This is a genomic window from Aquimarina megaterium XH134 (assembly GCF_000520975.1).
GTDB lineage: Bacteria > Bacteroidota > Bacteroidia > Flavobacteriales > Flavobacteriaceae > Aquimarina > Aquimarina megaterium.
Map to the genome: position 1 here is coordinate 1 of NZ_JACB01000052.1, position 14,082 is coordinate 14,082.

The 14,082-nt window shown below is 34.4% G+C and carries 8 protein-coding genes; 1 reads left to right on the forward strand and 7 read right to left on the reverse strand.

Going from position 1 to position 14,082, the window contains the following annotated elements; genetic code table 11:
- Positions 1-307: 307 nt before the first annotated feature.
- The 6 genes from Z053_RS0123290 to era all read right to left on the reverse strand — a co-directional run bounded on the left by Z053_RS0123290 (position 308) and on the right by era (position 10,384).
- Positions 308-1,711: a hypothetical protein gene (locus Z053_RS0123290; protein ID WP_025667373.1), complete on the reverse strand. Its 1,404-nt coding sequence runs from the start codon at positions 1,709-1,711 to the stop codon at positions 308-310.
- 738 nt (positions 1,712-2,449) lie between these two features.
- Positions 2,450-2,932, reverse strand: coding sequence for a hypothetical protein (locus tag Z053_RS0123295; RefSeq protein WP_025667374.1), 483 nt, complete (start codon positions 2,930-2,932; stop codon positions 2,450-2,452).
- An 832-nt stretch (positions 2,933-3,764) separates the two neighbouring features.
- A complete protein-coding gene (gene der, locus Z053_RS0123300) occupies positions 3,765-5,072 on the reverse strand; it encodes a ribosome biogenesis GTPase Der (protein WP_025667375.1) in 1,308 nt (435 codons plus the stop codon).
- Positions 5,073-5,376: 304 nt separating this feature from the next.
- Positions 5,377-6,909: a choice-of-anchor I family protein gene (locus Z053_RS0123305; RefSeq protein WP_025667376.1), complete on the reverse strand. Its 1,533-nt coding sequence runs from the start codon at positions 6,907-6,909 to the stop codon at positions 5,377-5,379.
- Between the two features lie 199 nt (positions 6,910-7,108).
- Positions 7,109-9,115 (reverse strand): collagen-binding domain-containing protein, encoded by a 2,007-nt coding sequence (locus tag Z053_RS0123310; RefSeq protein WP_025667377.1) that lies wholly within the window; start codon positions 9,113-9,115, stop codon positions 7,109-7,111.
- A gap of 387 nt (positions 9,116-9,502) precedes the next feature.
- A complete protein-coding gene (gene era / locus Z053_RS0123315; protein WP_025667378.1) occupies positions 9,503-10,384 on the reverse strand; it encodes a GTPase Era in 882 nt (293 codons plus the stop codon).
- A gap of 223 nt (positions 10,385-10,607) precedes the next feature.
- Here era and Z053_RS0123320 point away from each other — a divergent pair, with 223 nt between their 5' ends.
- Positions 10,608-12,629, forward strand: a complete 2,022-nt coding sequence (locus Z053_RS0123320) for an OmpA family protein (protein WP_025667379.1) — start codon at positions 10,608-10,610, stop codon at positions 12,627-12,629.
- Positions 12,630-12,673: 44 nt separating this feature from the next.
- Here the strand turns inward: Z053_RS0123320 and Z053_RS0123325 are convergent, their stop codons facing one another.
- Positions 12,674-14,017: an alanine/glycine:cation symporter family protein gene (locus Z053_RS0123325; RefSeq protein WP_025667380.1), complete on the reverse strand. Its 1,344-nt coding sequence runs from the start codon at positions 14,015-14,017 to the stop codon at positions 12,674-12,676.
- Positions 14,018-14,082: the final 65 nt, after the last annotated feature.

Consider the following 14,082-nt stretch of genomic DNA (forward strand, 5'->3'; position numbering starts at 1 on the left):
AACAAAAGCACACAAAACCCTACTTCAAAACCTTGCTCTGTATACTTTCCTGATTATCCTTGTAGAGCCTATTAATTTAAATAAGTGCTTTGGAAAAATTTGATAATCAAAAGTGGAGAGTGCAAAATTAAAATGAGTTTTCATTATCTAAAACTTCTTAATTGGTTAATCAGCGTATGGTTCTGAAAACCGGTCATATGAATAGGTGTTCAAATAAGTGTAAACGTTTATTTGAACTTTCAAGCAAAAGAAAAAAACCGATATCCTGATTAGGATATCAGCATTTATTAATATTGACTTATTTATGCTACTGTCGTCGAACTGTGCAATCTCCATCTAAAACTGGATTCACGTTGACCTGAGCTGTGAGTATATAATGAGCACCTTCCCTTATAAAGGTTAGCGGAAAGTCTCGTGTTCCTCCCGAATTTCTGATGTCCCGAATTTCCCTCATTGAAAGCGTAAAAACCTGAACTCCAATCCAATCGTCTTGATTGCCCCACCTATATGTGATCGACCTAAGTGCCGATGCACGTTGAAGATCAATAGCATCGCCATTCGATATCTGACGCATGAGACCCCTAGTAACGCTTCCTGCCCAAGGCTCATAACCGCTGGTCCGTTTATTGTCCTCCTCCCAGCCAGTAACACTAACACCAATAAGTGGGGTGTCTTCCGTTCCACCCTCAACTGGCAATACATCAAGCTCTTCACTTGCCTCCAATTGGGGTGGGTCAGCGATAATATCCCCCGGCTGCATATTCTTACCTAATCTACTAGAACGACTTCCAGAACTCATCACTTCAACCTGAATAGGGGGTTCAAGTCTTACGGTACTACCATCAAATTTCGTAAAGACAATATCGAAAAATGGCTCATCGCCTCTTCCGAGACGTCTAGCAGTCTCATTTCGCGAGACAAGCTCAAAGCTAGTCCAAGTAATTTGAACTGTAGCACTATCGGTGTCAGTAGACACTGGTTGGAAAACCAATTCTGTCCCGCCAAATCCGCCTGTTTGTTCGATGGAAATCCTTCTTATGGATGATGGTCCTCCAGTTCCCGTTACTAAGAGATTTAGGTGACCTTGATTTCGTAGTGCGGCTTTAGGGACATCGACCCAAGGACCATGGAATCTACCGGCATTATTCGAATCTTCTGATATAAATATATTCGACCATCGTTCTGGTACAGCGCCAGGTTCTGTTACGGCCTCGGCCTGAGGATGCTCACCAAACCAGACCACCCGATTTGTGACAGGATCCTGATTGATGTAATATGTCCCATTATCGTCACCTCGCCATACACCCGTAATGTTTGTGTCTCCATTTCCCTGATAAAAAGGGGTGATCGGTATAGGTGGTAATGGTATAAAGCTTGTGGTCTGGGTAAGTCTAGAAGTTCCGAACGAACTTCCTGAAAGTAAGAGAACTACGCCAGTAGGTGTTGACATTGTCTCAACGGTTAGTTCTCCTCTCGAACAAGCTCGACCTTTAGGGAGATCTTGAAACTCACCATTCCAAATGTCATTAACAGCACCAGCTCGCCTATGTTCCAGAGTGCCTTTGAAAACATTGGCAAATTCCCCACCAGGGGATTCCCCATACCACCAGAGTTCTGAACTACCATCACTTCGATCGATTTGTCGAACGTAGTAGGTTCCTCCTAAGTCACCTTGAAATACTTGCCAGACTGGAATAAGTGATGATGCCATTTCATTTAGGTTTTAGAATAATTATGTATAGAGTATTTCTTCCTATGTATAGGGCACTAGCCCTATCATTATATTTGAAACTTATACAATTTTGACCTCGTTTACAGTTCTTATAAAACTTAAAATCATAAACCGAAAGCATTAGACTGTTCTAATTTTGTTCTAAATTTATGCTATTAAACACTACTTAGCAATAGGAATTTCCCCTTTTTTTCAGGGGGCTTTTCCCTTTTTTACTGGAAGTAGACTTTCATTTTTTAAGCTTGTGGATAACAATTGTATATTTATCATATTACACTACACATATGACTATTACCAGATGTAAGAAATATAGTAGTTCCATAAAACGGTCGTTTTATGAGACTTTCCTGCCACTGTGACAGAAATACAATAGTTAGTAAGATTCTCCATCTTTTTTAGAGTATCGTTAATTCACCTTTTATGAAACCAAAATAATGAAGGAAAAATTATCGTTTTATTGAACTTTATTTATTTTTAAAAAGCCCTAATGATGATTTTCATATTTCGTCTTTAATCTGTTTTCTTTGTAATATTTATAGGAGTATCTATAACCAGCTTGCTTAGGGCAACTGTCAAAAAATGCTATCAATAGAAAGAGTAACATAACCACAATAATTGTATTCAAGAACTTTTGTTTTTTGCATATGATTAAGACAAAATCTGTCAAATTTTCCTTAGCCCTCAATCGATATGATAAAATTAGCTATGTCGGTTGATTCATCTTAAGATAACTGCCATATCTTGAGAAAAAACCCATAGATAAAGTTTAGCGTTCTCATTATTTGCCCAAGCAGAGGAGTTTTTTGCTAATGATTGCAGGGAAACATTTTGAGTATAGACGTAGTCACCATTAACATCTTTGTAACAATTTATATATTTATCATTCCAATCTCTTCTCTTTTTAGTAGATATCTTAGGGTCATAAGCAACATAAAAATCAGCCTTTACTGTTCCTTCAATAAACATCTGTAATCTATAAATATCGCCAGAACTGCCTTCGTTAATTGTTGTAATTCGAATTATTGGATTTGACCTTCCCTCTGACTTGTAGCTTGTCCAATAACTTGGCCATTCACCCCATTTACCATCTATCCAAAAAACTTGTTTATATGCAGTTGCAACAATCTGACTTGATTGAGCATACAACGAATAGGATGCAATAGAAATAAAGACCAAAAATAAAAAAATACTTTTTCTCATGATTTAAAAGTTTTAATTTGTGATAACAATGAAATAAAGGGTATATTTTTATATTATATAAATTCTTTCGCAAATTTTTCCAGAGTAAGTTCTCAGAGAATTTTGTAGGAAAACGTTTCAGACTTTAAACATTTACTGACAATCCAAGCCTCTAAATATTTATCGACCATAGAGTAAATAAATTACCCCATATCCAAAGAGATTTTTGGATATGGGGTAATTTATTTTTTTGCTTTTCTAAGTTAACAAAATAAATTTTAAAGACTACTTTTTTTCTTCAATTTTTTAAGTACTTTTTGTAAAATGCTTTTTTACATGAAGTTTTAAGAAGAAATACAAAAAGGGGATATTTAGAGTTCATTTAAGTGTCATTATGCAAACTTATAAAATGAACCGCTTTTTTGAACACAAAAGACTCTATGCACCAGTATCGAAATTAAAGTTCATTAAAACCACCATAAAATTGGAGTTACCAAACACTCTAAAAAGAAAGAAAACCGTACATGCTTTTAGGAAGCTATCATCTTATTTGCAAAAGGAGCAATTCTAGAATCACAATTATACAAATGAAAGTGCTATCCCAATGTTTACGGGTTCTTGTAAATAGATAGGACTGTAATTTTTTTTTAGATTTTTTTCTGAAATTTAGGGTTTTATAAAAATCCCCACTCAGGCATAGTATGTCGCTAGTACCGGTAAGAGTGATAAAATAAATACTCCATATGCTTTATCGTAACTATCCTGCGAAAGATTGTAACTTTTCAAAAAGGGTTATAGATAATGAAACCTTTGCAAACTTTCTAATACTAATCTAACATGATTTAGTATACTTCTACTTCTTTCTCAAATACACCGAAACTGGCACACCATGAAAATCAAACTCTTTACGAAGTTGGTTTTCGAGAAATCGTTTGTATGGATCCCTTATGTATTGTGGTAAATTACAGAAAAATGCAAATTGCGGTTGCGGTGTCGGTAACTGTGTGATGTATTTTATTTTTACATATTTACCTTTATAGGCAGGCGGTGGATTATGTTCAATTATCGGTAATAAAACATCGTTAAGCTCGCTGGTTTTGATCTTTTTAGACCTGTTTTTATATACCTCTACTGCCGTTTCTATAGCTTTAAATATACGTTGCTTTGTTAAAGCCGAAATAAATATGACAGGAACATCTGTAAATGGTTCTATTTCTCTACGTATATATTTTTCAAAATCTTTTAAGGTATTACTTTCCTTATTTTCTACAAGATCCCATTTGTTAACCAGGATTACAATCCCTTTGCGATTACGCTCGGCTAACCAAAAAATATTTTGTACTTGCCCATCAAAACCTCTGGTCGCATCCAAAACTATTAAACAAACATCACTATGCTCTATTGCTCGAACAGATCGCATAACAGAATAAAACTCCAGGTCTTCTTTTACCTTAGATTTACGTCGTATCCCTGCAGTATCTACCAGATTAAACTCGAACCCAAAACGATTGTACTTGGTATCGATTGCGTCTCGTGTAGTCCCAGCAATATCTGTTACAATATATCGATCTTCTCCTATTAACGCATTAATAAAAGAAGACTTACCAGCATTAGGCCTTCCTACAACTGCAAATCGAGGTAACTCACTAGATTCGTCTTCATCTTTTTCGGGCAGTACTTTTACCAATTCGTCCAAAAGTTCTCCTGTACCACTTCCATTAATACTGGCAATAGTATAATATTCGCCAAGGCCCAAATTATAAAACTCTACTGCATTTGTTGCTCTCTGTCCATTATCCACCTTATTTACAACCAAAAAAACAGGTTTATCCACTCTGCGAAGTAGATTAGCGACATCCTGATCCATTCCTGTTATTCCTGACTCTACATCAACCATAAAAATAATAGCATCAGCTTCATCGATAGCCAGTTCTACTTGCTTATCGATTTCGGTTTCAAAAACATCATCACTCCCCACAACATAACCTCCGGTATCAATCAACGAGAACTCTACTCCATTCCAATCACTCTTTCCATAATGTCTATCACGGGTTACCCCGCTAACAGCATCTACAATAGCCTCTCTTCTTTGAATTAACCGGTTAAAGAACGTTGACTTTCCAACATTAGGTCTTCCTACAATTGCCACTATACCACTCATTGATATCTTTTCTAAATTTTGTGCAAAATTAGACTTTTTATTTTAGCAATACTATAAATGTTTTGATTTGATTAACAATACATAAGAAAGTAAAAATAAAAAGCCCAAAGGCCAATGTTTCAGGCCGATGGAACTTTTCATAATTGATAGTCAGTCAGTGAAATAATTACTTAGTCAAATATACCACGTATTATAGTCAAGTTGGTTACTGTAAAACAACAAAGTTTTTATTGTTATTAGTGAAAAAACAGGGTTGTTTAGCCGCTTGCCAGCATTATGACAAGGATTCTCTTTTTATATTGATTTAATTCTTTTTTTGTATCTCATAAATAGCAACTGTATTAGATACTTCATTAGTTACTATAATCAGGTCGTTTTCTGTTGGACTATCTTTTGCTTCGACTGCAATCAATCCTTCTGGAGAAATATCTGTCTCATCTCTTAACCATTCTAAAAACTTTGGGCTAGACGGATTGGATACATCATACACCAATACTCCTCCTGTTCTCTCTAATCCTACAAAAAGTAGTGTCTTGTTACCCACCTTAATAGTTGCTACAGCTTCTGGCTCTGCTCCTTTATCATCAGATCTTTTATCGGCTGCACTTCCTTCATTACTATTAAAAGCACTTGGATCCAAATCAAAAATTGTTTTTCCTATTTGGTCTCCGCTGTCATAAATAACTGCTCCAGATGTAGACCATATTGTAAATGATCTCGCGCCATAAGCATAAATCCTGTCATAATCTCCATCACCATCAATATCTCCATTTGCGGTAGTAATTTTAAGTCTTCCCAAATTCTCATCTAATTGTAAGGTAGCTGCATCAGAAAAAACGACAGGGTCAAGAGTTAGATCTTTTACTCTTTCTTCTTCAGAAAATCCATCATAATCTCTAGCATCTCCTTCGTTTGCCGTTATTAAATATCGCCCTCCTCTAATCTTAGTGTATACAATAGCATCTGGGTGATAAAACCCTAAGACCGGCCAATTTTGAAAATTCCCTACAATATCATCTTTATCACTAGCATCTATTTGATTATTAGGTAACCCATAATTTTTTACTCCCAGTCCGATGATATCCGTAATTGTCTTGGTTTCTAGATTAACAATTGCCAATCCATTATTTTCCTGTAGCGTAACATATGCTGTCTTCGAATCATGTGAAATAGCTACATACTCTGGCTCTACGTCTTGTGCCAGAGATGCTCCTGGTCCAAAAACCCGAAAGTCATTACCAATAGCCTGGCCATTAAAAGCTGTAAAATTTACATTCGAGACTTGTCCTGTTTCAACTTCTATAATCGTTATTGATCCTTCTGGATCATCTGTATACAAATCATTAGGTTCTCCTTCATTTGCTGCTACAATATATTTCCCGTTAGGGCTAAAAGTTACCATATCTGGTAGCGCACCTGCCGGATAAGTATGTAACAGTTCTTGCGAATCCGAATTATAAATCGCAATAGTTCCATTAGCTTGTTTATTTGCTGCATTTTCTAAAGCCACAGCCACCATCCCGTTGTTTACGGCTACGCTATTAGGTATACCGACCAAAGCTATATCTACTCCTTGTACTGGTACGCCTGGATCAGATATATCCCAAACCGAAAGTTCTGATTCTTTTGGATTTACAACAAAAAGCTTACCTGTTTGAGGGTCAAAAGCAGAAATCTCTGCAAACCCTTCATCACCTGTTCCATTGACAAAGCCTCCAATTTTTTTAAATGTTAATTTACCTGTGTTTCCACCTCCATGGTAATCATCAGGGTCACATGCGCTAAAAAGCCCTAATACAACTGCGGAAATAAGAATAGTTTTGTTAAAAATTTTCATTATTGATCTCGTTTTGTGTGATTAAAAATTCAAATGTTAACAACACATATATCCTTAACGTTATGCTAAGGATAAATTATCGACATTAATAAATGAGCTACACAAATATCATTAATAATAAATTTTTAAAATATCGGTAAACATTAAAGCCTGTTGAAAAGCATATCAACAGGCTTTAAACAAATATGTATTAAAAAAACTAATCTATAACTATTCTTTTCACCGCCATAACTCCATAGTTTCCTACTATTTTAAGCATATAGATCCCTGAAGATAATTTTACAAACCGATCAAGGTCTATATCAATTGCATTATCTCCTTTAAATATTTTTCTAACAATTTCTGATTCCACCATATATCCTGAAACATTATATAATGAAATCTTGATCTCTTGTGTGTCTTCAGATTTTATATTCAAAAATAAATTATCCGTTGACTTTAAAAATGTTGGGTACACATTTATCATTTTACTTTTTGGAATAAAACTTCCTTCGCACGAATAAGCAATAAGTTCTACATCATCCTTACCAACACATCCATCTATAGTAACCTCTAGTGCATAACTAGTAGGCTGTATCGGATGTACCGTAATAGATCTGGATGTTTCTCCTGTTGACCACAGATAAGTATCTGCCTCAATTGGAGAGGTAAGAGTAACCGATTCTCCTAAACATACCATTTGATCTTCTCCTAGATCAATTGTAATACCAGAAGAAACAGAAACAAGTACTTTGTCTGTTATTTCTTTACATGTATCGCAACCATTTACTATTACTTTATAGTTCGTATTTTTTTCTGGAGAAACAATAATGTTTTTTGTAGTTTCTCCTGTTGACCATAAATACGTCAAACCTGAAGTAGCACAATCTCCTTTTACTTCTGCAACAAGATTAATTTCCTGCCCTGCGCAAATTTCTTGATCTTCTCCGACAGTAACAAATAATGATTTTCTTGCTCTTACTTCAACTGCATTTGAATCTTCACAATTTTCACAATCTTTTACAATTACAGTATATACCCCTTCTTTATTAACGACAATTGAAGAAGTAGTTTCTCCAGTAGACCATAAATAGGCAATATCACATGTAGATTCACCAGAAACTAAAGCGTTAAGTGTTATATTTTCATTATCACAAATTTCGACATCATCACCTACATCAACCCTTAATTTACAATCTGTATCAGGGTTATCTATACACGGCTCAAAAACATGATGATGTAATTCACCTTCGTTATGATAATAGTTTGCTGCTATAACTTGTCCATTAATATTACCTGAAGAGTTTTTAACTACATTTGATTCTGGAGCGAATAAGGTCCCTACAAGTGTACCTCCTCCAATAAGAGTTATTTTTGAAGAGTTAAAGAAATTCCAAAGAATAAACTTCCCATGATGATCTCCTATATTATTTATATTAAACACATTCCACTCAAAATCTCCTGATACATCTACATTAATAATAACTGGTGTATCAACATTTGGTTCATTCTCAAATGTTAAATAAGGTAAATTAATAAGCTCACTCCCTTTAAGATTTAAAACATTTATTTTGTTTTGAACTAGTACAATTTTGTTATACTGGTCTATGGTTAAATTAGCATCAAGAGTACTTAGGTGAAGAGATGTGGATTTGAATCCAGCAAAAGCTGTTTCAAAATCAATTAAATCCTTATGTCCTACGCTATTCTCTGGTTGTTTCCTTTGTACTTGAACTCTAGGCAACCCATTATACCCCCCCGAAGTTAATCTAGTATTCACAGAAGCATTATTAAAATCTTTATCAAAAACATTAGAATTGCTAAGGTTACCTACTTTCACAAATCCCTGATTAAGATGAATTCCCTGGCCAGAATCATATATAATTTTTCCATTAATAACCAATGAAGAAGCCTGACTATCTCCATTAAAATAATTCTCTCCAGCTACATGAGACGCAAGAGTAATGATTCCGTTCATTGTCAAATCTCCTCCGACAGCAACAGGACCCTCTGTATCCCCACCTCCAAGATGAGCTTCTCCTCTTACAAATACATTATAACCTAAAGCTTCTTTTAATGGGTTTTTACATTCTTGGAGTGCAACTATTTTTTCATTATTTAATCGGGTAAAACTGGTCAAAACTAAGAAAACAGAAAGTGACGCAAGGTTTAATAGATTAAATGGTTTTGTAGCTTTAGCCACATTTTTTTTGTTAATACTAAACATTGTAATAATTTTTGAGTTTGGTTATTGCTCTTATAAAACCCTAGTAATGACCTCTATAAGAACAGGTTAGGTTTACAACTAAAATAAAAGTGAAAAAAACATTTGTAAAAACTGTTAATCAGCTAAATACCTTATGTCTTTATTTTGCTTGACGAAATACGTGGAAAGTGTAGTTTTATTCATTATTTAAGGGCGTTTTTGGTTAAGTTTTTGATTTCAAGAATGTTGAATATATTAATTTCAATCACTATCGAAACTTACCAAGAACGACAAATAATAAATATTATTATTTAGAATATGGAATTACTCAAAACTTAACCAAAAAAACACAAATCAATTGTATAAATATCTATTAAGAAATTTGTAAGATTATGCTTAAAAACGAAATCAATTATTATATCCAAATCGTTTTAATTGACGTTCATTACTACGCCAATTTTTATTAATTTTTACATACAGTTCTATATGTATCTTTTTTCCGAAAAACTTTTCCAGTTCTTTACGTGCTTCTGTACCTACTCTTTTTAGAGCAGATCCTTTATGACCTATAATGATTCCTTTTTGAGAATCACGTTCTACCATAATCACCGAACGAATTCTAATAATAGTATCGTCCTCTACAAACTCCTCTGTCTCTACCTCTACAGAATAAGGAATTTCTTTTTTATAATGCACTAATATTTTTTCGCGAATGGCTTCATTTACAAAAAAGCGCTCTGGTTTATCTGTTAACTGATCTTTTGGATAAAAAGGTGGTGAATCTGGTAACAATTCGACTATTCTACCAAAAACTTCTTTTACATTAAAATTTTCTAAAGCAGATACAGGGTATATTTCTGCATTAGGTACTTTTTGACTCCAAAACTGAACCTGTTCTTCTAATTTTTCCTGATTGGATTGGTCTATTTTATTTATAAGTAGAAGAATAGGGATTTTCGCATTTGTTATTTTATTAAAAAAAGCTTCATCTTTCAGGTCTTTTTCACCAATCTCTACCATATATATCAATACATCTGCATCTTCAAAAGCAGATTTAACAAAATCCATCATAGATTCCTGAAGCTCATAAGCAGGTTTTATAATCCCGGGAGTATCTGACAGAATCGCCTGAAAATCATCACCGTTTACAATTCCCAAAATACGATGTCTTGTGGTTTGTGCTTTAGAAGTAATAATAGATAACTTCTCACCTATAAAGGCATTCATTAATGTAGATTTACCTACATTAGGGTTACCTATAATATTTACAAAGCCAGCTTTATGAGCCATATAATTGATTTTAATGCAAAGGTAGATGAATATTAAGCAAGAAAACAACAGATCATAGAATTATTACATACATACCTGTTTTATTAACATTTTCCTACAAAAAGAAGTTATTAAAATAAAGAAGTTGAATTGAATTTTTAATTGAATTTTTCTTAAATTTAGTTCCAGTATGTTTTCAAATACCCCGTGAAAACAAGTTTTTAACATTAAATTCTGGGATCGTTTGAAAAATCACACCTTATTTTTTACTTCAATCTTTATAAGAAGAAATCTCATTTCTTTCTGCATACTCATTTTCATAACATCATCGCAGCTTTTTTCTCAAGATCAGGATAAACGTATAACTAAAGCAGATCAAAGTTTTACGGCATTTGCATATATAGATGCCAGAGCAATCTACATGGATGTGGCTCAACGCGGATATTCTTCTCAAAATCTATACTCTAAACTAGGAGATTCGTTCTATTTCACAGGAGATCTTGAAGATTCTGTAGGGTGGTATGAAAAGCTTATTCAAACCTATCCAGAGGATCTAAATCCCGAATATTTATTTAGATATGCACAAAGCTTAAAAAGTGTTGAACGCTATAAGGAAGCCGATAGGATTATGGATCAATTCTATGCTATTACAGGAAATGACAAACGAGCCAAATCTTTTATAGAAAAAAGAAATTACTTAGATTTTATCGAAATGCAATCGGGTAAATATGACATATTTCCTTTGAGTATTAATTCAAAAAACTCTGAATACGCGCCTAGTTTCAATAACAAAAATCAAATTGTCTTTGCTTCATCAAGAAGTAAAAGCATTAATGACTCAAAACTTCATAAATGGAATAAAATGCCTTTTTTAGATATCTTTTCTTCAAATATCAAAGAAGATCAGATTACTCTAGAAGATCCTGTTAAACTTAAAGGAAAAATAAATACAAAATTCCATGAGTCATCTACCAGTTTTAGTAAGGACGGAGAAACTGTATATTTTTCAAGAAACAACTACACCAACAACAAATTAGGAACCAGTAAAAAGGGGGTTGTACTCCTAAAATTATATAAAGCCACTCTAAAAGACGGGATATGGACTGATATCGTAGAATTACCTTTTTCTAGTGATGATTATTCTGTATCTCATCCTTCATTAAGTGCTGATGGAACTAAACTCTATTTTGCCAGTGATATGCCGGGTACTTTCGGACAGTCTGATTTGTTTGTGGTAGATGTACTAGGAGATGGAAAATATGGCGAACCAAAAAACTTAGGAAACAAAATAAACACAGAAGGCAGAGAGACTTTTCCTTATATAAGTGATAGCGGAAGGTTATACTTTTCTAGTGATGGTCATGTAGGTCTAGGCGGATTAGATATTTTTGTTTCTGTACCTAATGAATCTGGTTTTTCTGATGCTTTTAATATTGGCAAACCTGTAAATAGCTCTAAAGACGACTTTACCTTTGTATTAAATGAAGATACCAAAATAGGGTATTTTGCCAGTAACAGAAAAGGGGGCAAAGGTAATGATGACATCTACAGTTTTAAGCAAATCGAAGAATTGATCACTTCTTGTATGCAATATATAGAAGGCACAATTACAGATAGTGCAACTGGTGAGCCACTTATAAGAACAGACATTATAGTGTTGGATAAAGATGGAAACACATTGCATCAAGCTGTTTCTGATTTAAAAGGGAAATACAAAATCCAAGTGCCTTGTGATGAATCGTATGTGATACAAGCAACATTAAATGAATATATCCCAAAAGAGGCTACACTAGAAACTACAGATGTTTTTGAATTTATTCATGATATTCCTTTTGCATTAGAAAAAACAGGAGCGCAAAAAGTATTATCTACTACAATAGAGGTTACTGTTGGTGATGATCTAGGAAAAATTTTACAACTAGAACCTATTTATTTTGGACTGGATGATTATGAAATTAGCCCAAAAGCCGAAGTCGAGCTTCAAAAAATAATTTCGGCGATGAACAAGTATCCCAAATTAAAAATTGAAGTTCGCTCACATACCGATAGCAGATCCAGTCATTGGTACAACAAAAAGTTAAGTGTAAAAAGAATGAGAGCCACAATAAGATATATCGTACGAAAAGGCAATATCGATTGGCGACGCATACCTGGCAAAGCATATGGAGAAAGAAGATTGATTAATAAATGTGCTGATGGAGTTGATTGCACAGAAGAAGAGCATCAGGAAAACAGAAGAAGTGAGTTTATTATTATGAAAATATAATACTGTAAAAATCTGGCTTAATAAAACACATAATAAAGAACAGTTTAGACCTTATATTTTTCAAAATAGATTTTAGCTCTGGCATTTACTCTTGGAGCCAGTAATAATCCAGAAATCACCGTAGGGATTGCCATTATAGCAAAAGCACTATCAATAAGATTAATCGCAAACTCTATTTTTACTACTGCAGCAATTATAATCGACACTATGTATAAATAATTATAATATTTACCATACTTCGGCTTGGTTAAAAAGCCTAAACATGTAGTACCATAATGAGAATATGAAAACAGTGTCGAAAGCCCAAACACCAAAACCATAATAACCACTACAATATCCCCCAATCCATATGGGAGAACAGAGTTAAAAGCCTCTAAAGTAAGAGATATACCATTATCATTAGAGCTTTGCCATACTCCTGTAGAAAGTATTGCCAAAGCAGTTAGTGTGCATACCAGCAATGTATCTATTGCCGGGCCAATCATTGCCACCAGCCCCTCTCTAATTGGTTCATTTGTTTTTGCAGTACCATGCATCATAGGAGCGGTTCCTATACCTGCCTCGTTAGAAAATGCAGCTCTTTTTACTCCTGTTTTAATCAAATACCCTAAAGCTCCTCCTGCAGCCGCTTTTCCAGAAAATGCATCAGAAAAAATTAGCATAAACATATCTGGTATTTTTTCTATTTGTAATACCAAAATAGTAATCACAGTAATAAAATATAGCACTACCATAAAAGGAACCAATCTACTGGCCACAACCCCAATTCTTTTTATTCCTCCCATAATGACCAGCGAAGCAAAACCTGCTAAGACAATCCCGATATACCATTTATAATCATCATCCCAATCTAAAACATCTACTAATGTTTGAGTTAACTGATTTGCAGTAAACGCAGGTAGTGTACCAACCAATCCTGCCAAGGCAAAAAGTATAGCCAAGGGCTTCCATTGACCCCCAAGACCTTTGGCGATTACATACATAGGACCACTAAGTAAAGCTCCTTTATCATCTTCTGATCGATACATTACCGCTAGTGAGCAGGTATAAAACTTGGTTGCCATACCGATTAAAGCACTGATCCACATCCAGAACACAGCTCCTGGACCACCCGCGACAATTGCTACTGCAACCCCACTTATATTACCCATACCTACTGTAGCTGCAATTGCAGAAGATAATGCCTGAAAATGACTAAGCTGGCCAGGTGCATGCTCATTATCATATTTACCTCGCAACACATCGATCGCATGTTTGAAATAGAAAAAAGGTGTAAATCTAGAATAGATCAGAAAAAACATTCCTCCACCAATAAGCAATACCAATAAAGGCCAGTCCCATACCCAGGAGCTAAAACCAGCAATAAAATCTTCTACTATTTTAAACATAAACAATAAGGATAGTGGTTATAAATGTAGTGACAAAAATTAGATATGATGCCTTTAATGTAAAA